General features: G+C 67.3%; 27 protein-coding genes. 12 read left to right on the top strand and 15 right to left on the bottom strand.

Translation table 11 applies throughout. From position 1 onward, the window contains the following. Positions 1 to 38: 38 nt before the first annotated feature. Positions 39 to 1,604, bottom strand: coding sequence for an ABC transporter substrate-binding protein (locus WD430_RS15505; protein WP_339103324.1), 1,566 nt, complete (start codon positions 1,602 to 1,604; stop codon positions 39 to 41). Between the two features lie 232 nt (positions 1,605 to 1,836). Here WD430_RS15505 and WD430_RS15500 point away from each other — a divergent pair, with 232 nt between their 5' ends. The 3 genes from WD430_RS15500 (at position 1,837) to WD430_RS15490 (ending at position 3,429) form a co-directional block, all read left to right on the top strand. Continuing rightward, positions 1,837 to 2,475 (top strand): ribonuclease H, encoded by a 639-nt coding sequence (locus tag WD430_RS15500; protein WP_339103323.1) that lies wholly within the window; start codon positions 1,837 to 1,839, stop codon positions 2,473 to 2,475. 69 nt (positions 2,476 to 2,544) lie between these two features. Then, positions 2,545 to 3,009, top strand: a complete 465-nt coding sequence (locus WD430_RS15495; RefSeq protein ID WP_339103322.1) for a DUF2240 family protein — start codon at positions 2,545 to 2,547, stop codon at positions 3,007 to 3,009. A gap of 24 nt (positions 3,010 to 3,033) precedes the next feature. After that, on the top strand, positions 3,034 to 3,429 hold the full coding sequence (locus WD430_RS15490) for a hypothetical protein (RefSeq protein ID WP_339103321.1): 396 nt from the start codon (positions 3,034 to 3,036) through the stop codon (positions 3,427 to 3,429). Between the two features lie 19 nt (positions 3,430 to 3,448). On the opposite strand, the gene WD430_RS15485 is transcribed toward WD430_RS15490, so the two are convergent. From WD430_RS15485 to WD430_RS15465, 5 genes are all read right to left on the bottom strand, one after another. Further along, positions 3,449 to 4,108, bottom strand: coding sequence for an HAD family hydrolase (locus WD430_RS15485; RefSeq protein ID WP_339103320.1), 660 nt, complete (start codon positions 4,106 to 4,108; stop codon positions 3,449 to 3,451). A gap of 159 nt (positions 4,109 to 4,267) precedes the next feature. After that, the gene (locus WD430_RS15480) at positions 4,268 to 5,518 is read right to left on the bottom strand and encodes a cation:proton antiporter (RefSeq protein WP_339103319.1); all 1,251 of its coding nucleotides are present in this window, start codon (positions 5,516 to 5,518) and stop codon (positions 4,268 to 4,270) included. A gap of 35 nt (positions 5,519 to 5,553) precedes the next feature. Beyond that, complete coding sequence (locus tag WD430_RS15475; protein ID WP_339103318.1) at positions 5,554 to 6,042, bottom strand: TrkA C-terminal domain-containing protein; 489 nt, start codon at positions 6,040 to 6,042, stop codon at positions 5,554 to 5,556. Between the two features lie 81 nt (positions 6,043 to 6,123). After that, complete coding sequence (locus tag WD430_RS15470; protein ID WP_339103317.1) at positions 6,124 to 6,492, bottom strand: methylglyoxal synthase; 369 nt, start codon at positions 6,490 to 6,492, stop codon at positions 6,124 to 6,126. A 59-nt stretch (positions 6,493 to 6,551) separates the two neighbouring features. Further along, a complete protein-coding gene (locus WD430_RS15465) occupies positions 6,552 to 7,241 on the bottom strand; it encodes an SDR family NAD(P)-dependent oxidoreductase (RefSeq protein WP_339103316.1) in 690 nt (229 codons plus the stop codon). Positions 7,242 to 7,367: 126 nt separating this feature from the next. On the opposite strand from WD430_RS15465, the gene WD430_RS15460 reads away from it, so the two are divergent. Continuing rightward, entirely contained in the window at positions 7,368 to 8,165 is a 798-nt protein-coding gene (locus WD430_RS15460; protein WP_339103315.1) for a methyltransferase domain-containing protein, read from the top strand. Between the two features lie 26 nt (positions 8,166 to 8,191). On the opposite strand, the gene WD430_RS15455 is transcribed toward WD430_RS15460, so the two are convergent. Further along, positions 8,192 to 9,073: a halocarboxylic acid dehydrogenase DehI family protein gene (locus tag WD430_RS15455; RefSeq protein WP_339103314.1), complete on the bottom strand. Its 882-nt coding sequence runs from the start codon at positions 9,071 to 9,073 to the stop codon at positions 8,192 to 8,194. A 111-nt stretch (positions 9,074 to 9,184) separates the two neighbouring features. On the opposite strand from WD430_RS15455, the gene WD430_RS15450 reads away from it, so the two are divergent. The 4 genes from WD430_RS15450 (at position 9,185) to WD430_RS15435 (ending at position 11,750) form a co-directional block, all read left to right on the top strand. Continuing rightward, positions 9,185 to 9,877: a haloacid dehalogenase type II gene (locus tag WD430_RS15450; protein WP_339103313.1), complete on the top strand. Its 693-nt coding sequence runs from the start codon at positions 9,185 to 9,187 to the stop codon at positions 9,875 to 9,877. 72 nt (positions 9,878 to 9,949) lie between these two features. Next, a complete protein-coding gene (locus WD430_RS15445) occupies positions 9,950 to 10,240 on the top strand; it encodes a helix-turn-helix domain-containing protein (RefSeq protein WP_339103312.1) in 291 nt (96 codons plus the stop codon). 113 nt (positions 10,241 to 10,353) lie between these two features. Beyond that, a complete protein-coding gene (locus WD430_RS15440; protein ID WP_339103311.1) occupies positions 10,354 to 11,190 on the top strand; it encodes an alpha/beta hydrolase in 837 nt (278 codons plus the stop codon). A gap of 140 nt (positions 11,191 to 11,330) precedes the next feature. Then, complete coding sequence (locus WD430_RS15435) at positions 11,331 to 11,750, top strand: VOC family protein (RefSeq protein ID WP_339103310.1); 420 nt, start codon at positions 11,331 to 11,333, stop codon at positions 11,748 to 11,750. Between the two features lie 62 nt (positions 11,751 to 11,812). Here WD430_RS15435 and WD430_RS15430 read toward each other — a convergent pair whose 3' ends face one another. After that, a complete protein-coding gene (locus WD430_RS15430) occupies positions 11,813 to 12,166 on the bottom strand; it encodes a hypothetical protein (protein ID WP_407067124.1) in 354 nt (117 codons plus the stop codon). Positions 12,167 to 12,333: 167 nt separating this feature from the next. Between WD430_RS15430 and pyrF the strand changes: the two genes are divergently transcribed. Next, positions 12,334 to 13,134 (top strand): orotidine-5'-phosphate decarboxylase, encoded by an 801-nt coding sequence (pyrF, locus tag WD430_RS15425; RefSeq protein WP_339103309.1) that lies wholly within the window; start codon positions 12,334 to 12,336, stop codon positions 13,132 to 13,134. Here the strand turns inward: pyrF and WD430_RS15420 are convergent. Together WD430_RS15420 and WD430_RS15415 are read right to left on the bottom strand one after the other, a co-directional pair. Beyond that, entirely contained in the window at positions 13,131 to 13,382 is a 252-nt protein-coding gene (locus tag WD430_RS15420) for a hypothetical protein (RefSeq protein WP_339103308.1), read from the bottom strand. The genes pyrF and WD430_RS15420 overlap by 4 nt on opposite strands. Before the next feature lie 4 nt (positions 13,383 to 13,386). Continuing rightward, positions 13,387 to 13,578, bottom strand: a complete 192-nt coding sequence (locus tag WD430_RS15415; protein WP_339103307.1) for a hypothetical protein — start codon at positions 13,576 to 13,578, stop codon at positions 13,387 to 13,389. A 212-nt stretch (positions 13,579 to 13,790) separates the two neighbouring features. On the opposite strand from WD430_RS15415, the gene WD430_RS15410 reads away from it, so the two are divergent. The 3 genes from WD430_RS15410 (at position 13,791) to WD430_RS15400 (ending at position 16,273) form a co-directional block, all read left to right on the top strand. Continuing rightward, on the top strand, positions 13,791 to 15,446 hold the full coding sequence (locus WD430_RS15410; RefSeq protein WP_339103306.1) for a GTP-binding protein: 1,656 nt from the start codon (positions 13,791 to 13,793) through the stop codon (positions 15,444 to 15,446). A gap of 237 nt (positions 15,447 to 15,683) precedes the next feature. Further along, positions 15,684 to 16,070 carry a hypothetical protein gene (locus tag WD430_RS15405; protein ID WP_339103305.1) on the top strand — a complete coding sequence of 129 codons (387 nt, stop codon included), beginning with the start codon at positions 15,684 to 15,686 and terminating at the stop codon, positions 16,068 to 16,070. Further along, positions 16,067 to 16,273 carry a helix-turn-helix transcriptional regulator gene (locus tag WD430_RS15400; RefSeq protein ID WP_339103304.1) on the top strand — a complete coding sequence of 69 codons (207 nt, stop codon included), beginning with the start codon at positions 16,067 to 16,069 and terminating at the stop codon, positions 16,271 to 16,273. The genes WD430_RS15405 and WD430_RS15400 overlap by 4 nt, the downstream gene beginning before the upstream one ends. 20 nt (positions 16,274 to 16,293) lie before the next feature. Here the strand turns inward: WD430_RS15400 and WD430_RS15395 are convergent, their stop codons facing one another. From WD430_RS15395 to WD430_RS15375, 5 genes are all read right to left on the bottom strand, one after another. Then, positions 16,294 to 16,836 (bottom strand): hypothetical protein, encoded by a 543-nt coding sequence (locus WD430_RS15395; RefSeq protein WP_339103303.1) that lies wholly within the window; start codon positions 16,834 to 16,836, stop codon positions 16,294 to 16,296. Positions 16,837 to 16,838: 2 nt separating this feature from the next. Next, on the bottom strand, positions 16,839 to 17,771 hold the full coding sequence (gene mch / locus WD430_RS15390; protein WP_339103302.1) for a methenyltetrahydromethanopterin cyclohydrolase: 933 nt from the start codon (positions 17,769 to 17,771) through the stop codon (positions 16,839 to 16,841). Between the two features lie 123 nt (positions 17,772 to 17,894). Further along, positions 17,895 to 18,221: an MTH1187 family thiamine-binding protein gene (locus WD430_RS15385; RefSeq protein ID WP_339103301.1), complete on the bottom strand. Its 327-nt coding sequence runs from the start codon at positions 18,219 to 18,221 to the stop codon at positions 17,895 to 17,897. A 119-nt stretch (positions 18,222 to 18,340) separates the two neighbouring features. Then, positions 18,341 to 18,688: a HalOD1 output domain-containing protein gene (locus WD430_RS15380; RefSeq protein ID WP_126661267.1), complete on the bottom strand. Its 348-nt coding sequence runs from the start codon at positions 18,686 to 18,688 to the stop codon at positions 18,341 to 18,343. Between the two features lie 457 nt (positions 18,689 to 19,145). Next, a complete protein-coding gene (locus tag WD430_RS15375) occupies positions 19,146 to 19,337 on the bottom strand; it encodes a hypothetical protein (RefSeq protein ID WP_339103300.1) in 192 nt (63 codons plus the stop codon). Positions 19,338 to 19,349: the final 12 nt, after the last annotated feature.

The raw sequence follows: 19,349 nt of genomic DNA, 5'->3' as shown, positions 1-19,349 counted from the left end.
CAGTTCGGTCGGACGCCGCGTGCCGACCGAGCGTCGATCTACTGACTCATCTCCCATGCCCAGATGGTCTCGTCCTCGCGGGGCTCCCACTGGACGTCCTGGCGGACGCCGTAGATGCTCTCCTGCAAGTGGAGGAAGATCCACGGCGCCTTCTCCCGAGCCATCTCGTTGACGTCCTGCAGCTGTCGCTCGCGCTCCTCGGGATCGTCGATCCCCTTGCTCTCCTCGATCGCCTGATCGAGTTCCTCGTCGCGGAACGTCTGGACGCCGCCGCCCTCCTGGAAGAACCCGGAGACGCCGTAGTCGGTGTCGCCGGTGATAACCCCCCAGCCGATCATGAAGAAGGGGATCTCGTAGTCGTCCATCCCCGCCGAGTTCGCGTCGGAGACGACTCCGAAGTCGACGACGTCGACGTCACAGGAGACGTTCTCGAGTTGGTCGATCTGGTCGGCGACGGTCTGTGCGACGTCGGCGTCGTTCAGGTACCGCCCCTGCGGGGCGACCAGTTCGATCTCCGCCCCGCCGTAGCCGCTCTCCTCGACGAGGCTCGCTGCTTCGTCGGGATCGTGGGGGTACGGATCGAGGTCGGGGTTGTAGCCGTTGACTCCCGGCGGGACCGGCTGGCTCATCGGTTCGCCGAAGCCGCTGAGGACGTCGTCAATGATCCCCTCGTTGTCGACGGCGTAGTTCATCGCCTGTCGGAACGCCTGACTGTCGAAGGGCTCCGCCTCGTTTTTCATCGGGCAGAAGATGTTTCGAAAGCTCGTCACCGTCCGGACCTCGGCGTCCTCGGCGTTCTGCACCGTCTGGACGTCTTCCGGAAGGACGTTGATCGTGAGATCGCTCTCCCCGGTCTCGAGCGCGGCGACGCGGCCGCTCGACTCCTCGTCGGCGTTGAACACGAGTCGATCGAACGGCGGCTCGTCGCCCCAGTAGTCGTCGAACGGCTCGAGGACGATTTCGGTGTCCGGCGTGAAGTCGACGACCTCGTAGGGGCCGGTCCCGTTGAAGACGTCCGCCGAGTTGCCGACGATCTCGCCGCTCTCGGCGCTCTCCTGTTCGTCCGTCCACTCGCGGCTCATCGCTCGCGCGTAGTTCCCGAACTCGTACTCGGCGAGCGCGGCCGCTCCCGAGTACTCGAAGCGAACGGTCGAGTCGTCGACCGCCTCGGCTCCCTCGATCGACCCTAACCCGGCGACCTGCGAGGAGGCGGGACCGACCTCCGGGTCGATCTGGCGCTCGAGGGTGAACGCGACGTCTTCGGCGGTCAGGTCCTGGCCGTCGTGGAACTGCACGTCGTCGCGGAGACTCAGTTCGACGGCGCCGTCGGCGTGCTCCCAGTCTTCGACGACCCGCGGCTCGGGCGCCTCGCCCGGTTGAATGTCGAACAGCGGTTCGTAGACGTGATCGAAGACGTCGAAGTAGTCGCCCGTGATGTGGTCGATGGGGTCGACGGTGTCCGGAAACTGCGAGAGCGTAATCACGAACTCGTCGTCGCCCGGCCCCTCACCACCGAGACACCCGGAAACCGCCACCACTGACGCTGCACCCGTTGTTATCAGGAACGACCGTCGCGTCGGCCGTCCGTTGGCTTCCCGTTCCATGTTACCACGTACCGCTCGAAAATACATAGGTATGGTGACACAAATAGCGAGCGATGACAGTCGGCCCTAGATGACCCTCATCGCTGCTGTAAATCTCCCTACTAGTACCCGTCAGAGCGTATTAGTAAATGGACCGTACCGGTGTCTGCCACAGTAGCGCACGGTATCCCGATGTATGGCATTTGTTATCGTGGACAGAATAGTTAAGTGGTCGAACGGCTTACTCGATCGTATGGCCGCTCACGGCCGGTCCAACCTGCGGGACCTGTTCGACGAGTCGCCCACACCGCACATCGCCCACCCCCCGCGCACCCATCATCGGGACTTCTACGTCGCTACCGACGGCTCCTTCCGGGAGTCGGGCGGCGGACTGGGCGCTGTCATCGAAACGCGCGACGGCACCCGCGTCGCCCGCGTCGCGACCGCGGACGCGCCCCCGGACAACAACGTCGCCGAGTATCGGGCGCTCCACCTCGGTCTCGACGTCCTCGCCGCTCGCGCGCCGCGAGACGCCTGCGTCGGCGTCCTCGTGGACCACGACTCGTTAGCCAGCAACGTCAACAGTCGCATCCTCGCGACGAACCACCCGGACGGCAAACCGCCGCGTCCGGTCTCGATCCCGCCCGCATCGCGCCATCACTGGCGCGGCATCGAAGCCCGTCTCACCGGGTTCGGCGAGGTCAGGGCCGCACGCATCGCCAGCGAACAGAACCCGGCCCATCCGCTGGCGAACGCACCCGACCGCTACCGGCACGTCAATCAGGAACCCGAGCGCTGCGTCCTGCCGGACGCCTCGGAGCCGGCCGCCGCCGAGTTCCCGCCGCCGTCTCGAGCCGACCGCAACGGCGGGAGCGGACGCGCCTCGGACTGACGTCGCTCTCCCGATCCGCGACGACGCGGAACCGCCACCGTTATCTCGCCGTTCCGGCGACCTCTTTCTATGAGCCTTCGCGTCGCGGTCGCCGCCCCGTTCATCCAGAACGGCACCCGGCGCCTCCAAGAGAACGAGTTCGTCGTCGCGCTCTCGCTCGACCGCGACTGGTTCTCGCCCGACCAGTCGAAACGCCTCATCGACGTCGCCACGCAGGACGGCCTGTTAGAGCGCACCGACGGCGGCCTCGAGGTAACGTTCGATCCCGCCGAGGTGACCGTCCCCGACGAGTTCGTCCCCGACGAGGAGCTCCTGCGGGAGCGCTCGGCGTTCGAACGCGTCCTCGACGCGCTCGTCGCCGAGGGGATGGAGAAACACGAGGCGGTCGGCGCCATCAACCAGCTGCAGGACGACCTCGGACTGACCATCGAGGCCGCCGCCGTCGTCTACGCCCGTCGGGAGGGCGTCGACGTGAGCGAACTGGTCCCCGTCGCGCGCGAGGCCCTCGCCGACGCGGAAGCCGAAGGGCGTTAGTTTCCGGCCGCCCGACCGGTGGACATGGTCGAGGAGCGGATCACCGACGGTCGCCGGATCGCCGAACTGCTCGCCTCCGAACTCGACGGCCGGGAGGACGACGAACTCGCGTCGATCGCGGTCGCGAACGCCGACCGCGACGTCGAGCCGACGACCGACGGTGCGCGCGCGTACGACGTGACGCTCGCGCTCCCGGACTCGGACGACCAGCGGATCGCGCGCGTCTTCGTCCACGAGGATCGGGCCCGCCTCGAGTTCGAGATGGGCCAGGACGTCGCGGTCGAGGCCGCCGAAGACGTCGGCTTGCGCGTGCGTCCGAAAGCCGCACAGCCGCCGCGAACCCTCGTCTTCGTCGAGAGCGGCGCCGCCGTCAAACGGGCGACGGACGTCGTCAAAGCGGTGAGTCGCGCGGAGAACTAGCGTCGATCGCGTAGCGACGTTACGCGAGGTCCTCGAGAATCGCCGGGAGGTCGGCCGCGATCGACGATTGCTCGACGTGGGCGACGGCCCGCGGATCCGGATCGGGGCCGTCCTCGAGCAGCACCTGAACGGCGTCCATACCGGCCTCGGTCGCTCCAGAGACGTCGGCCTCGACTTCGTCGCCGACGTAGACGGCGTCGCGGGGATCGACGTTCAGTTCGGCGGCGATCGCCTCGAACGCGCGCGGGTCGGGCTTGCCGGCCTCGAGTTCGCCGGTGACGAGCGCGGCGTCGAAGGCGTCCTCCCAGCCCAGCGTCGCGAGTTTGTCCCGCTGGGCGCGGACGGGGCCGTTGGTGAGCAGGCCGACGCGGTACTCCCCGCGGAGGTCCGCGAGCATCGACTCGACGCCGGGCAGGGGCTCGAGCGCGTCGGCGATCGTCTCGCGGTAGGCGTCGGCGACCGCGCCGGGATCGGCGTCGGTCTCTCGGTCGTCGAGCAAGTCGGCGAAGATGGGTTCGCGCGTCTCGCGGGTGAGGTTCCGGCGGTGGGCCGCGAGGTACTCCTCGCGGGAGAGCGACGGCGCGTCGGCGGCGGTCGTCGCCTCCGACAGGAGCGTCGCTCGGTCCCGCGTGGGTACGGCGAGCGTGTAATCGAGGTCGAAGACGACCGCCCGTGACATAGACGTCACGGGGACCTCGAGGAGGTTGAAGCTATCCCTTTTCGAACGGGCGGGAGCTGAACCCGCAGAACGTCGGTCGTCGTCCGACCGTCGCTCAGTTATCACCGGCCGGTGCTCGGTCGACGCTCAGTCGACGCTCGGCCGTGATGTCGCCATCATTCACGCCTCGAGACGGGGCACGACGACGGACTCGATTTCGCTCGAGTACTGCATCAGCGTCGTGCCGACGATGCTCATCACCAGGACGTAGCCGACGGCGAAGGCGTAGACGTCCTCCGCGATCGGTTCGGGGAGCGCGGTCCCGGCGCCGGAGAGCGCGAGGCTCGCGATAATCAGCGAGAACTCGCCGCGGGTGGTCATCCCGAGGCCGACCCGGACCGAGCGGCGCTCGCTCAGGTCGTAGAGTCGACCGCCGAGATAGCCGCTGATCAGTTTCGTCGGCGTCGTCGCCACCGCCGCGACCGCGATGAGTCCCGCGACGCCGAGGAACAGCGACGGGTCGGTCGACAGCCCGATCCAGAAGAAGAAGATCGCCGCGAAGGCGTCCCGAAGCGGCTCGAGCAGGTTCTCCAGATCGTGGACGTGCTCGGTCGCGGAGAAGGCCATTCCGACGAAGAAGGCGGCGACCGCCTCGCTGACGCCGATCGACAGGGCGATCCCGGAGAGCAACACCGTGATCCCCAGCGCCCGGAGCACGATGAACTCGTGGGAGTCGGTCTCGAGGCTGCGCTGGAACCACGCCGTCCCGAGGTAGACCAGCAGGAGCAAGACGAGGATGAAGCCGACCGCGACGCCGATCTGCCCAAGCGCCTCGCCGACGGCGCCGCCGCCGAGCACCAGCGCGGTCGCGACCGCGAGATAGACGGCGATGAAGAGGTCCTCGAAGACCAGCGTCCCGAGCAGCGCGTCGGACTCGTCGTTGGCGATCCAGCCGAGATCGATCAGCGACTTCGTGATGATCGCCGACGAGGAGATGTAGACGATCCCGGCGGTGAGGAAGGCGGCGAGGAACGAGCCGAACAGCGCGTAGCCGAGCAGGAGTCCGGCGCCGAAGTTGATCGCGAGATCCACCGCCCCCGCCTTCCCGATCCGCTCCTTCGAGGCGATCAGGCGGTCGAGGTTGAACTCGAGGCCGAGGAAGAAGAGGAGGAGAACGATCCCGATCTCGGCGCTGACGTGAACGAAGTCGGTATCGGCGAGCGCGAGCTCGGCGCCGTGGGGGATCGCGTCCGTGCCGAGCAGCGCCGGGAAGTCGATCCTGCCGACGACGTACTCGCTCAACAGCATGCCGATGAGGATGTAGAACGGGATCACCGATTGGTTGATCCGGTTCGCGACGAGGCCGGCGATCGCGACGGCCCCGAAGAGGATTCCGACGTCGATCAGCGCGGTCGATTCAGCAGTAGCCACTCGCGGTCACCTCCGACGGAACCGTCATCGAGCGATTATACCTCGTCACCCAACAGCGTCTCGAACTCGGCGCACTCCTCGCGCTCGCCGATGACGACGAGCGTGTCGTCGACCTGGAGGACCGTCTCCGGCGTCGGCGGCGAGATCAGGTCGTCGCCGCGCTGGATCGCGACGATCGAGACCCCCGTCCGATTTCGAACGTCCGCTTCTTCGAGGGTCTGGCCGGCGATATCGGCCGCGTCACTGACGTTGTACCACTCGAGATACGTATCGTCCGTGAGCATCGTCTCCACCGCCTCGGCCTGAACGGGCTGGAAGTACGCCCCCTCCAGAATCGTTCCGACCTTCCGGGCGAGGCGATCCGAGAGCTCGAACAGTTTGTCGCCGTCCGCGTCCGGATCGTCCTTCAGGAACACCTCCCGCTTCCCCGTGTTGTGGGTCACGATGACGAGTCTCGAGTCGTCCTCGAGTTCGACCTCGAACTTCTTCCCGACGCCGGGGAGGTCGCTCTCATATACGGTCATACGGACACGTTCGCTGTCCGGATAGTAAAGGTCGGTGTACGGCGGTCGAGACCGGTCGCTGCGGTCGGCGATGGGCGACCGTCAGTCGGCCAACCCGTCGATCAGGAACTCCGCCGACGAGCGGTTCGTCGCCAGCGCGACGTCGCGGACGTCACAGATCCGCAACAGCGCCGTGATGTCCGGTTCGTGGGGCTGTGCCTCCAGCGGGTCCCGGAGAAAGACGACCCCGTCGAGGTTCCCCTTCGCGACTTCCGCCCCGACCATCAGGTCGCCGCCGAGCGACCCCGACGCCATGCGCTCGACCTCGAGGGCGGTCTCCTCCTGTAGCCGTTTCCCCGTCGTTCCGGTCGCGATCAGTTCGTACTTCTGGAGCTGGTCCTCGTGGGTCTGCGCGAACTCGATCAGGTCGGGTTTCGTCTCGTCGTGGGCGATCAGCGCGACGCGGGTCATAGCGAACGATCGATCCCCGACGGGATAACGCTAGGCCGCGTCTGACCCGATCCAGCGGTTCAAAACTCCTCGACGTGAGGTCGGAGATCCAACTCGAGGGTCCACGACGACCGATCCTGCGTGACGAGGTGCCAGTAGGAGTCGGCGATGGCGTCCGGATCGAGGGACGTCGCCGCGTCGCTATCGTCGACGTTCGGCGGCCGGATCCCCCCGTCGATCACGACGTGGGCGACGTGGATCCCCTCCGGGCCGAGCTCGCGGGCCATCGACTCGGCCGTCCCGCGGACGGCGAACTTGGCCGCGCTGAAGCCGATCGCGCCCTCGCGGCCGCGGACCGCCGACGTCGCACCGGTGAAGATGATCGTGCCGCCGTCCTCGGCGAGCATGTCGTCGACGGCCGCCTGCGAGCACAGCAGCGCGCCGTAGGCCGAGACGCGCCACGCCTGCTCGAACGCGTCCGGCGAGATCTCCCGCAGTCCCTGCCACGCCCCGCCGCTAGCGTGGTTGACGAGGACGTCCACCGGACCGAACGCGTCGCGAACCTCCCGAAAGCCCGCCTCGACCTGTTCGGGGTCCGTGACGTCCGTCGGGACGGCGACCGCGTCGTCGCCGAGGTCGTCGGCCAGCTCCTCGAGGTACTCCGCCGACCGGGCGAACAGTCCGACCTGACAGCCCTCGGCGACGAATTTGCGGGCGAGCGATGCACCGAGTCCGGGACCGACGCCGGCGATCACGGCCGTTCGTGTCATGGGACGACCGACGGTCGCGGCCCCCTCCGTTCGGGGGCCAGCATTCGCGGGGTCGCTCGAGCGAGGCGGACTCGCGGACGGAACTGCCGACCGTCGATTTTTGTCCGTGGGCGGCGGAAAACCGGTATGACCGACTCGAGCGAGGCCGACGGCCGATCGGCGAGACACGTCTGGTCGGCGGGCCGCTATCCCGCGATGGCGCCGAACATGCTGCCCGCCATCGCGCGGCTGGTCAACGCCGCGGGGATCGATCCGGGAAACCGCGTCCTCGACGTGGGCTGCGGAACGGGCAACGCCGCGCTGACGGCCCGCCGCTCGGGGGCCGACGTCGTCGGTCTCGACCTCGCCCACGACATGCTCGAGCTCGCCCGAGAGAACGCCGCGCTCGCGGGGTACGACGACATCGGCTGGCTCACCGGCGACGCCGAGGCCCTGCCGGTCCCCGACGGCGCGTTCGACGTCGTCCTCTCGAACTTCGGTCACGTGTTCGCGCCGGACTCGACGGCGGCCGGTGCGGAACTGCGTCGCGCGACGAAATCGGGGGGTCGCGTCTGCTTCACGGCGTGGTCGCCGAACGGCGTCGTCGGCGACCTCACCGAGGTGCTGACCGACCACGTCGACGAGCCGCCGAGCGATCCGCGGTCGCACCTCCGGTGGGGCGACCCCGCGTTCGTCCGCGAGGAGTTCGCCGACACCGACCTCTCGTTGCAGCGGCGCCTGCTCGAGTTCCGCTACGCGACTCCGCATCACTTCTGGCGGGAGTTCGCCGAGGAGTCCGGCCCGCTGTCGCCGGTGCTCCGGCGGATGGACGACGACGAGGCCCGCGCCGCACTCCGCCGGGACGCGGTCGCGGCCCTAGAGGAGTGGTTCGGCGACAACGCGATCCGCGTCGAGTACCTGCAGGTGCGGGCCGTCCTCGAGTGACGGCCCTCGAATACCGACGCGGCGCTCTAGAGCGACCGCTCGCCGTCGACGTCGAGCGTCGCCGCGTAGACGACCAGCGCCGGGAGCACGGTTTCGATCGCGCCGCGATTGAACTGGCGGACGAACTCCCGGAGGTCGTCGATCGTCGCGTCGTCGAACCCTCGTTCGGAGAGCGCCGTCGGCGAGAGCCGCGGCGCGTACGGGAGCTTCTCGATGTGGTCGTCGACGACCGCGTCGGCGTCGTCGCGACCGCGTTCGAACGCGTCGCTCTCGAGGACGGCCTCGAGGTCCGACCACGCCGGCTCGAGGTAGTCCGGCCACTGCGCGAGACAGCGGTAGATGCTCGGCAGCCCGCCCTCGAGCCCGTGGAAATCCCGGATCTCGTCGACGGTGGGCTCGAGGTCGGCGGGGACCGCGTCGTCGTCGAGCATCGTCACCGACCGACCGCGATCCCGATCGAGCCACGCCGGGAGGGGCGCCGTCGAGGCTTCGCCGGTCGGATCGGTCTCCGGCAGGTCGCCGTTCATCGCCCGGTCGCAGACCGCGAAGGTGAACGCGAGCCGCGGCGCCACGATATCGAACGTCGCGATCTGGCCGCGGAGCTCGCGCCACTCGGGCGGGCGGAGACCGAGATCGGCCCGCCGGTAGCGCGGAACGTCCGCGGCGGCGTCCTCGAGCGCCGAGAGCACGGCGTCCCTGTAGGAGACGGTGTACCGGCCGAACGCGCGCGTCTGGAAGAGCGGTTTGCACTGCGCCCACAGGTACCGCGCGAATTCGGGTTCGTTGGCCGTCAGCGTCCGGAAGAACCAGTTGACGATCGGCGCGCGGAACGTCGACTCGACGTCCTCGTACAGGCCGCGGCGCCAGCCCTCGGCGTCCCGTTCGTACAGCTGTTCGCTCGGATCCATGCGGGGTCTCACGACGGTGACGACTATCAGTCCCGTGCCGGCAGCGCGACGGGAGCGTCGCCTCGTCGACGGGCCAAGCTATTTCGCCGTTCGCGAGGTACTGCGACCGTCATGACGTTCGATCCCGACGCCGTCGAGACGCTCGCGTTCGACTCCTACGGGACGCTCGTGGACGTGTCCGGGGTCGCCGAACCCCTCTCGGAGCACGTCGACGAGTTCGACCCCTCGCTCGTCGCGAAACTGTGGCGCCAGCGATCGCTGGCGAACGCGATGGTCGGCAACGCGATCGGCGAGTACGACACGTTCTACGAGATGAACCGTCACGCGCTCCGGGTCGCCCTCGACACGATCGGCGTCGACATCGACGAGGACGAGCGCGAGGAGATCCTCTCGACGTACCACGAACTGCCGGTCTTCGACGACGTCCGCGACGGGATGGAGCGCTTCCGGGACCTGGGCTACGACTGCTACGTCGTCTCGAACGGCAACGAGGAGATGCTCGAGTCGCTGGTCGATCACGCCGACCTCGGAGACGTACTCGCGGACGCGATCAGCGCCGACGAGATCGAGCAGTTCAAACCCCAGCCCGAACTGTACCGCCACGCCGCCGACGAGATCGGCACGCCGATCGAGGAGATCGCGTTCGTCGCCGCGGGCTGGTGGGACGTCCCGGGTGCGATCAACGCCGGGATGCAGGGCGTCTGGATCAACCGATCGGACACGCTCTGGGGGCCCTACGAGGTCGAACCCGACCTGACGATCGACAGTTTCCACGAGCTGGCGGACGAACTCGAGGCGTCCTGACCGACTCGGAGCGGGGCCGGCAGTCGCCGCTGCAGAGAATCATTAAAGAGGGTTCGTGGCCAGAGACGGACAATGAGCGATCAGGTCGTTCTCACGTCGACCACAGCCCCGGACGCCGTCGATGACGTCCCGCCGAGCGCCAAACTCGTGCTGACGGTCCTCGCACACGAGGGCTCTCTCACGCAGTCGCGACTCGCCGAGGAGACCATGCTCCCCGCGCGGACGGTCCGCTACGCCCTGAAGCAACTCGAGGAGCACGATCTCGTCGACTCCCAGATCTCGTTCGCGGACGCGAGACAGCACGTGTACTCCATCAACTCCGATCGGTTCGAGAAGCCCGCCTCCAGAGACCCGCGTTCGTGAGGGTTCCGGGCACCGTCGCTCCGTTCTTCGAGCGCCGGGCTCGTCCGAGGAATACGTCCGCGATCCGACCGACGCCAACCACTAATGCCGTCGGTGTGGCAGCCCTCCGTGTCATGGAGTACGAGACGTGGGCCGACGACCAGGAGACGACGACCGTCACCGTCGACGAACACGACCTCGAGGTCGCCTACTACGACGACGGCGAGGGGGAACCGGTGCTGTTCTGCCACGGCATTCCGACGTCGTCGTACCTCTGGCGCGACGTCGCCCCGCCGCTGTCGGACGACTACCGGGTGATCGCGCCCGATATGGTCGGCTACGGGAACTCGGCGATGCACGACGGCTTCGATCGCTCGATCCGCGCGCAGGAGGCGATGGTCGACGGTCTGGTCGACGAACTGGGCCTCGAGTCGATCACGTTCGTCGGCCACGACCTCGGCGGCGGCGTCGGACTGCGCTACGCGGTGCACAATCCCGAAACGGTCGAACGGCTCGCGCTGTCGAACGCGGTCTGTTACGACTCGTGGCCGGTCGAGGCCATCATCGACCTCGGGCTGCCGTCGACTATCGCCGAGATGAGCGTCGACGACGCCCGCGAGCTGCTCGAGGGCATCTTCCGCGACACCCGGTACGACGACCCCGACGAGGCGTTCGTCGAAGGGATGCTCGCGCCGTGGGATTCCGATGAGGCGGTCGTCTCGCTGTCTCGCGACGCGATCGGTACGAACACGAGCCACACGACCGAGATCGATCCGAGCGAAATCACCGCTCGAACGCTCCTGCTGTGGGGCGCCGAGGACGAGTTCCAGCCCGTCGAGTACGCCGAGCGGCTGGAAGGGGACATCTCGGACGCCGAACTCGTCGGCCTCGAGTCGGCGTCTCACTGGGTCATGGCCGATCGACCCGACGCCTACACCGACCGGCTCCGCGAGTTCCTCGACGGAAACTGAGTCGCGAGTGTCGTCCGTCGCATCGAATTCGAAGGGCGTCGCGGGCGCCGAACGCGAGTCGCCCGTCTCTCGGGTCTCTTGGCCCGCGCGATCAACGCCCAACGGAAGCGTTTTTTCTCCCCGCTCGCAGGGAGTACTCGATGGCAACGCTCAGCGCACACCACGTCGGGATCACCGTCGAAGACCTCGAGGAGACGCTGCCCTTCTACCGGGACGTTCTCGGACTCGACGTCGTCGAGCGATTCAGCGTCGGCGGCGAGGAGTTCTCGGACGCCGTCGGCGTCGACGGCGCCCGCGGGGAGTTCGCTCACCTCGAGGCCGACGGGATCCGCATCGAACTCGTCGAGTACGAACCGGAAGCGCGGGGCTCGCCCGCGGCGGGGCTCAACCAGCCCGGCGCGAAACACGTCGGACTGACGGTCGACGACCTCGACGCGTTCTACGCGGCCCTCCCCGAGGACGTCTCGACGATCAGCGAACCGCGAACGACCGAGAGCGGGACGACGATCCTGTTCCTCCGCGATCCGGAGAACAATCCGATCGAGATACTCGAGGCCTGAGGAGAACGGAAGCCGAGACGAACGCCGAATCAGCCGTTCGATAACGCCGAGAGACGGTCGGACTACCGGGCGAGCGACGACTTCAGATCCGACCGGACTTCCTCGACGGCTTCCTCGCACTCCGCGCAGTCGCTCTTTTCGGAGTCGATGTAGACGGTCCCGCACCGCGAGCACTGGAAGAGGTTACCGGGGGCATCCGGCGACGGTGTGTCGTCGGTTTCGACGCCGTCGGCGTCGGCGTCGGCGTCCTCCGCGGACCGGTCGTCGCCCGCGAACAGCGTCGAGCGGATACGATCCCGCAGTCGGCCGAGATGCGAGTTAGATTTCTCGTTGGTTCGAATCGACATACTGTAGCCAAGGATTATAATAGCGAAGTAGCTGATGTCTAAAGTATTTGGAACGGGAACGGTTCGCATTCGGGATATTCCGGACCGTCAACGGTGAACGCGGATGATTTTCACGATCGGATGGTGGTCTCGATAGCCCTCGTGTGCTCGGTCGAATCCGCCCGCGGGACGGCCCCGATCGCGAAACGGCCGACGGGATAGCAACCTTTTCGACCGGCGGGGGACCACTCGCAGGCATGAACTTCTTCGATCGCCTGCACGACCGCATTCGGACGGTCGACAGCGTCGTCTCGGTCGGCCTCGATCCCGACCCGTCGCGAATTCCCGACCACCTCGCGGAGCACGACCTCCCGCGGTGGGCCTTCAACCGTCGGATCATCGACGCCACTCACGAGCACGCCGCCGTCTACAAGCCAAACGCCGCCTTCTACGAGGATCCCGACGGCTGGCGAGCGCTGGCGGAGACGATCGCCTACGCCCACGGGAAGGACGTACCCGTCCTGCTGGACGCCAAGCGGGCCGACATCGGGAACACGACCCGCCAGTACGCGCAGTTGCTCGAGACGGCCGACGCGATCACCGTCAACCCCTACATGGGTCGGGACTCGCTGCAGCCGTTCCTCTCGAACGAGGAGGCGGGCGTCTTCGTTCTCTGTCGGACCTCGAACCCCGGCGGTGCCGATATTCAGGACCTGGAACTCGAGACGGGCGACGCCGTCTACGAGCGCGTCGCCGCGCTGGCGGACCTCTGGAACGAGAACGACAACGTGGGCCTCGTCGTCGGCGCGACCAAACCCGAGGAACTCGAGGACCTCCGCGAGCAGGTGCCCGACCTCCCCTTCCTCGTCCCCGGCGTGGGGGCACAGGGCGGCGACGCCGAGGCGGCCGTGGAGTACGGCCTCGCCGACGGCGTCGGGCTGGTCAACTCCTCGCGGGGAATTATCTTCGCCGGGGAAGACGACGGCGAGGAGTTCGCCTCGGCGAGCGGACAGGCCGCGAAGCGGTTGAAAAAGCGCTTGAATCAGTACCGAGACTAGGGACCGTCGGGATCGATCACGCGACCCGCGATCCGGTCGTCGACGGTCCGACCGAGAATCTCGACCGCGACGGGATCCGCCGGTGGCCGTTCCTCGAGTCGATTCAGTCCGTCGACGACCGCGATATCCATGGGACTCGCTTCGTTGGGATGGTCGGCGACGAGTCGGTCGTCGCGCTCCTCGAGGCGGAGTTCGAATCGCTCGCCGACGGCCAGCGAGTCGCCGAGCACGTCGCGGATGGAGGTCACGGGCTCAGAGCCGGTTGATGTCGACGTCTTCGGACTCCGACGGCGACGGTTGCGTCGGATCCGCCTGCGCGGCGCACTCGACGCACAGGTTCTTCCCGTCCTCGTAGTGGACGTCACAGGCGAGCGTGCCGCAGTTCCCACACCGCTCCTGTGCGGGCCGGGACTCACAGATCTGACAGAGGCCGCTGACGCTCATAGCCGAAGTAGCGTCTCGAGCGCCTTGAAACCGCGGCCGGAACACCCCGGTCGACGGCCGTCACGACGACCGCGCCGTCGACTCAGGTTCGAAGAGCGAGCCGTACGCCTCCTGATGACACCCGAGCGGAAGTCCACGCTCCCGACACATATTGTGTGCTATGTTACCACTGTACGGGAAGGTTTTTGCCATGCGGGCCGCTACCGTGGAGTATGAGCCGTGACCGGGCTCTCCTCGAGCGAGCCCTGGACCGTGGCGAACAGGACGGTGGCAACGTCGAGTTCAAGGAACGACTGTCACGGGACGTCCACCTCGAGGGTGGACGCCGGGAGAGCCTGGCCGCGCAACTGCGTCACCGACTGCTCTCGGGCGACGGCGAGGCGACGTACGTGGTCGGGGTCACCGACGACGGCGGCCTCGCCGGGATCGATCCCGACACGTTCTCCGAGACGATGGACGTCCTCTCCCTGCTCGCCGAGGAGGCCGACGCCCACATCGACGACGTCCAGACCTGGGGGGTAAACGGCGTTTCGGACTCGGCCGAATCCGAAGCAGATCGGACGTCGGAGACGTCCGAGCGTGGCCTCGTCGGCGTCGCCACGGTACAGGAGGGCGGCGTCCTCGAGACCGACGACGAACACGTCGTCGTCGGGACGGCGGGCCACGTCGATCACGGCAAGAGCACGCTCGTCGGGTCGCTCGTGACCGGTAACCCCGACGACGGCGACGGGGCGACGCGCTCGTACCTCGACGTCCAGCCCCACGAGGTCGAGCGCGGCCTCTCCGCCGACCTCTCCTACGCCGTCTACGGCTTCGACGACGAGGGTCCGGTCCGCGTGCGGAACCCGAACCGAAAGCAGGACCGCGCCGCGGTCGTCGAGGAGGCCGATCGGCTGGTCTCGTTCGTCGACACCGTCGGTCACGAGCCGTGGCTCCGGACGACGATTCGCGGGCTCGTCGGACAGAAACTCGACTACGGACTGCTGGTCGTCGCCGCCGACGACGGTCCCACGCGCACCACGCGCGAGCACCTCGGTGTCCTGCTCGCGACCGACCTGCCGACGATCGTCGCGATCACGAAGACCGACGCCGTCGACGAGGAGCGCGTCGAGGAGGTCGAACGCGAGGTCGAGCGCCTCCTCCGCGAGGTCGACAAGTCGCCGCTCAGAGTCGCCCGTCACGGCGTCGACGCCGCCATCGAGGAGATCAGCGAGCGCGTCGTCCCGATCGTCGAGACCAGCGCCATCACGATGGACGGCTTGGCGACGCTGGACGAGCTATTCGACCGACTGCCCAAGACCGCCCAGGACACCGGCGAGTTCCGGATGTACGTCGACCGGAGCTACTCGGTGACCGGCGTCGGGGCGGTCGCCTCCGGCACCGTCATGTCCGGCGAGGTCGAGGCCGGCGACGAACTCCTGCTGGGGCCGATGCCCGACGGCCGGTTCCAGGAGGTCGAGGTCCGCTCGATCGAGATGCACTACCACCGCGTCGACAAGGCGCAGGCCGGCCGGATCGTCGGCATCGCGCTGAAGGGCGTCAAGGAGAGCGCCATCGAGCGCGGGATGGTCCTCCTTCCGCGGGACGCCGATCCCGCCCCCGTCCGGGAGTTCGAGGCCGAGGTCATGGTACTCAACCACCCGACCCGGATCGGCGAGGGGTACGAACCCGTCGTCCACCTCGAGACGATCGGCGAGGCCGCCGCCTTCTACCCGAAGAACGGCCGCCTGCTGCCGGGAGATACCGGCGAAGCCACGGTCCGGTTCAAGTTCCGCCCGTACCTCGTCGAGGAGGGCCAGAAGTTCGTCTTCCGCGAGGGCCGCAGCAAGGGCGTCGGGACGGTGACCGACGTCCACCCGATGGAGTGAGGCTGTTTCGAGTTCGTCTCGCTGATTTCGACGAGTTGCCCGGTCGCCTGTCTCGCCGCCGAATCAGTGGCGTGTATCTCCCCGTTGAGTTGCTCGTCGAATCGACGCCGAAGTGGTGCCCGACCGACATATTTTAGAGAAGGTGTAAAGTATACTTTACTGTAAAGCGGACTCGACACTGATCGACGCATGACGAGTGAACTATCGACGGAACAACGGCGGCGGTACAGGGAAGTAATGAACCGATCGATGGGTCTCGGAGTCGCTGGCTTTCTCGGCGCGACGGCGCTCTCCGTGGTCGCCTCTGAAGGGAGCGCCGACCTGTTCGCGTTCGCGGGCGTCGGCCTCTACTACCTCGGCATCGTCGGGTACCTCGTAATCTGGCAGCGGACGGGAGTTCGGTTGTTCGACGAGCGCGAAGCGCAGATCGAACGGCGAACGGGGCACATCGTGTGGAGCCTCGTGACGTTCGTCGCGATCTTCGGCCTCCCGGCCGATCTGGTGCTCGATGCGACGGGTGCGGTAGACGTGCCCCTCGCAATCCGCGGTGCGATCTGGGGATACGCGCTCCTGATCGCCGTCGGGCTGATCGTCTACGGATACGTCGAGCGACGATACACGTGAAAAACGATCTCCGGACGTACCGGGCGGCCGCCGACCTCAGCCAGGGCGACCTCGCCGAGGCGGTCGGCGTCTCTCGGCAGACGATCAACGCGATCGAACGCGACCGCTACGATCCGTCGCTGGAACTCGCGTTCGAACTGGCAGCGCACTTCGACTGCCGCGTCGAGGACCTCTTCGATCCGGAACTCGAGGGCGACCCGTGACCGATGGCCGAACTGTCCGACTACGCGAGGTCGCTTGCGGATCGGTACCGATCGCCGTCGGCCGTCCGTGCGGCGAGTCCCAGTAAATCCGCCCACTCGAGGAGCCGCCGGACGCGCTCGTGCGGATCGTCAGCGTACCCGCGCCCCCGCTCTCGCCTGTCGGATCGAGAGCCGCGCTCGAGCCCCGGACGCTCGTCGTGGACCGCATCGGAGACGTCGGCGACGGACAGCGACGTCTCCGCGCGCTCGAGGACCTCGAGGACCGCATCGGCTCCGTAGACGCGGTCCCGAAACGGCTGCTGGAGCGTGGCCGGGTCGATCGGTTGTCCGGGCTCCGAGGTCGCTGCCACACGGCGATACCCCTCCGACTCTTCGGTCGCGAGGTCGAGCGCTCGCAGGAATACCAGCCACGTCTCCGCCGCGTCGCGGGACTCGAGTCGAGTCTCGTCGACGAGGCGACCACAGCAGTCGTCGACGGCCCCGGCCGTCGCCGGGACGGCCTCGAGGATCGGCGCGACGCGCTCGAGGTCGGCTGGCGGGTCGGGAACCGGTTTGAACCGCACGATCAGAGACCGAACGAGTCGACGAGCAGGTCCTCGTCGGTCTCGCCGTGGACGTAGGTCGGGCCGCCGACCACGTCGATCGTGACCTTCGCGGGCGCGAAGAGGTCAGACGGGACTTCGGAGAAGTTCCACTCGAGGTCGTCGAAGACCTCGCCGAACGGTCGACCGTGGTCCTCGGCGGCCGTCGAGGGGACCGAATCGAAGATGTCCGCGTCCTCGCGGACCGTGAGGTGGGCCGTGCCGCCGTAGGCGATGGCGTCGTTCGTGCGGGCGATCGCCGTCTGCTCGTCGTCGGCGACGGGGGCGACCGGCGCCCGTCCCGTCGCGGAGACGATGTCCAGCGGATCGTAGCCCAGCTCCGAGAGGCGGAACGTCGCGAGTTCGGCCGCTCGAGCGGCGTTCGTGATGGAGCCGACGAGGCTCGCGGTCGGGTAAGCCAGCAGGAAGACGCTGCTGGGTTCGACCTCCGCGAGCTCCGCGACCTGTGCGGCGGCGGCCGCAGTCGGATCCTGTTCGGTCTCGACGGCCAGCGCCGTCAGGTCGAACGCGTCCGTGTAGCCGACGCGGCGGAACTCCTCCTCCTCGGCGACCAGCGCCCGGGCGGGACCGCTGCCCAGCCCCTCGAAGTCCTCAGTGGTCAGCTCCCAGCCCGCCTTCTGCGAGCACAGCAGCGAGAGCGCCGGCTGGTCGGTCGCGAGCTGGACGTACGGAATCGGCGCGTCGCCGATCTCGCCTAAGTGGTGGCTCGGCGTCGCCATCCCCGCCGTCTGAATCTCCGTCAGCAATAGCCCCGCCTCGATCCCGCCCTCGAACTCGAGGCCGAAGTCGAGGACCGTGGCCTCGTTGTCGAGATCGTAGCCGCCGATGTTCAACTCCTCGGCGTAGTCGAGGGCCTCGTCGACCAACTCGATCGCCATCCGGTTGAGACTCTCCATACCGACGCGTTCGCCTTCCGCCGTAAAACAGTTTGTTAGTTCGGGGCCGCGTCTCGCGCGACCGGTCTCGTTCGCTTCGCTCGCGGTCGCCCGCCGTTCACACCGCGACCGCTACCAGCGACGCTATTCGCCGGAGTCAGGGTCCTTGTTGGTCGGCGGGCGTCCCAGCTGTTCTTCGACGGCCTCGATCTTGTGTTCGGCGGAGACGTCGCGCGTCCGCCTGTCGTCGATCTTCAGCACGGTACTGACGCGATCGGCGTCGACCGCTTCGTGGGCCGCCTGCGCGGCCGCGAACAGTTCCCCGATCTCGTCGGCCTCGATCACCGTCCCCATCGGGTTCGTCTCGTACTCGACGTCGTATTCCTCGAGCGCGTCGACCGCCTTCGCGACCTCGCCCGACATGCTGTCCTCGATCACCGGTGCGACGCTCAGTAGTGCGATCACCGTCATACGTGATAGTGACGACGAGGAGGGACCTAAATCCGTGCCATTCCTGCGTCGACGCGGCTCGAGCGGACGCGAAAACCGACCGAGAAAACAGTGACTGGGACTGCGGACCGCCGGTCGAATCAGTCCGCCCGCGGGTGGGGCGAGTCCGTCGGCGGGTAGATGATCACGTCGCCGTTCGCGTAGACGTACACCTCGTGCTCGAGGGCGGTGAAGGCGATGTGGCCGCCCGTGCGTTCGGTTCCGTCGGCCTTCTTGCTGAAGATGCGGTCGAGGGCGTCGGGATCGACGCTGTCGTAGAGGGAGAACTCGCCCTGCGAGACGTCGGTGTCCGCGATCGAGGCGAGCGCGTGGACGATCGTCGTCGTGATCGTCGCGGTGCCGTCCGGATCGTGGTTGAAGACGTAGCGGTCGTTGGTCTGGTCGTACTGCAGGTCGTCCGCGTCGGCGGTTGAGAGTTCAGTTTGCATAGGAGTTCTCGGAGTTCAATCGTCTATTGATTCGTAGTTACTCGGAGTATAAAAGCCAATCGCAGGCGACATCGGTAAACGAACCCGACTAAACATCCCTCGAATAGTTCAGAAATAAGTATTAGTCGGTAGTCCCGATCGTCGGATATCGGAACCAGTCACGGAGACGATACCGGGACGACGCCGACGTAAGTGCGGATTACTCGTCGCCGAGCGATCGGTCTCGAAACTAATCGGTGATTGGCGCCGATTCTCTCCGGACGGGGATCGGCGGGCGACCGATCAGCGCCGGGTGAGACGAACGATTCACTCGAATACGAGTCACGGGATCGCTCGAGTCGGTGCGAGAAACGATTCCGACCACTCATCGTCACCGCTCGACACGGGTCGGCAGCGCGTGACGCCGCTCGGCAGCGCCCGACACCGGTCGCTGCCGTCCGATACCCGTCGATGTTCCCTACGCCGGCCGCTGGTGGAACGCCTCGAGGATGTCGAGCCCGCGCTGGGTCTTCGCGAACGCCGCGATCGGCCGTTCCGACCCGCAGTGATCGCACCTGAACCGGTTTCCGGGCGCCGGGAGAGCGGCCGGATCGGCGGTCCACTGTTCGTTACAGTCGGCGCACTCGAGTCGAATCCAGCCTTCTCGCATACGCGTTCGAAT

The organism is Haloterrigena sp. KLK7 (assembly GCF_037914945.1).
GTDB classification, from domain to species: Archaea; Halobacteriota; Halobacteria; order Halobacteriales; family Natrialbaceae; genus Haloterrigena; species Haloterrigena salinisoli.
The sequence above is the reverse complement of the archived record's forward strand: the minus strand, read 5'-3'. Positions and strand labels throughout refer to the sequence as shown.

Coding starts and splice junctions, on each gene's coding strand:
- WD430_RS15375 (WP_339103300.1), bottom strand. CDS start 19,337: ATGCGAGAAGGCTGGATTCGACTCGAGTGCGCCGACTGTAACGAACAG.
- mch (WP_339103302.1), bottom strand. CDS start 17,771: ATGGAGAGTCTCAACCGGATGGCGATCGAGTTGGTCGACGAGGCCCTC.
- WD430_RS15490 (WP_339103321.1), top strand. CDS start 3,034: ATGGTCGAGGAGCGGATCACCGACGGTCGCCGGATCGCCGAACTGCTC.
- WD430_RS15465 (WP_339103316.1), bottom strand. CDS start 7,241: ATGACACGAACGGCCGTGATCGCCGGCGTCGGTCCCGGACTCGGTGCA.
- pyrF (WP_339103309.1), top strand. CDS start 12,334: ATGAACTTCTTCGATCGCCTGCACGACCGCATTCGGACGGTCGACAGC.
- WD430_RS15430 (WP_407067124.1), bottom strand. CDS start 12,166: ATGCGAACCGTTCCCGTTCCAAATACTTTAGACATCAGCTACTTCGCT.
- WD430_RS15505 (WP_339103324.1), bottom strand. CDS start 1,604: ATGGAACGGGAAGCCAACGGACGGCCGACGCGACGGTCGTTCCTGATA.
- WD430_RS15440 (WP_339103311.1), top strand. CDS start 10,354: ATGGAGTACGAGACGTGGGCCGACGACCAGGAGACGACGACCGTCACC.
- WD430_RS15435 (WP_339103310.1), top strand. CDS start 11,331: ATGGCAACGCTCAGCGCACACCACGTCGGGATCACCGTCGAAGACCTC.
- WD430_RS15450 (WP_339103313.1), top strand. CDS start 9,185: ATGACGTTCGATCCCGACGCCGTCGAGACGCTCGCGTTCGACTCCTAC.
- WD430_RS15470 (WP_339103317.1), bottom strand. CDS start 6,492: ATGACCCGCGTCGCGCTGATCGCCCACGACGAGACGAAACCCGACCTG.
- WD430_RS15405 (WP_339103305.1), top strand. CDS start 15,684: ATGAACCGATCGATGGGTCTCGGAGTCGCTGGCTTTCTCGGCGCGACG.
- WD430_RS15485 (WP_339103320.1), bottom strand. CDS start 4,108: ATGTCACGGGCGGTCGTCTTCGACCTCGATTACACGCTCGCCGTACCC.
- WD430_RS15410 (WP_339103306.1), top strand. CDS start 13,791: ATGAGCCGTGACCGGGCTCTCCTCGAGCGAGCCCTGGACCGTGGCGAA.
- WD430_RS15380 (WP_126661267.1), bottom strand. CDS start 18,688: ATGCAAACTGAACTCTCAACCGCCGACGCGGACGACCTGCAGTACGAC.
- WD430_RS15385 (WP_339103301.1), bottom strand. CDS start 18,221: ATGACGGTGATCGCACTACTGAGCGTCGCACCGGTGATCGAGGACAGC.
- WD430_RS15455 (WP_339103314.1), bottom strand. CDS start 9,073: ATGGATCCGAGCGAACAGCTGTACGAACGGGACGCCGAGGGCTGGCGC.
- WD430_RS15500 (WP_339103323.1), top strand. CDS start 1,837: ATGGCCGCTCACGGCCGGTCCAACCTGCGGGACCTGTTCGACGAGTCG.
- WD430_RS15495 (WP_339103322.1), top strand. CDS start 2,545: ATGAGCCTTCGCGTCGCGGTCGCCGCCCCGTTCATCCAGAACGGCACC.
- WD430_RS15445 (WP_339103312.1), top strand. CDS start 9,950: ATGAGCGATCAGGTCGTTCTCACGTCGACCACAGCCCCGGACGCCGTC.
- WD430_RS15475 (WP_339103318.1), bottom strand. CDS start 6,042: ATGACCGTATATGAGAGCGACCTCCCCGGCGTCGGGAAGAAGTTCGAG.
- WD430_RS15415 (WP_339103307.1), bottom strand. CDS start 13,578: ATGAGCGTCAGCGGCCTCTGTCAGATCTGTGAGTCCCGGCCCGCACAG.
- WD430_RS15460 (WP_339103315.1), top strand. CDS start 7,368: ATGACCGACTCGAGCGAGGCCGACGGCCGATCGGCGAGACACGTCTGG.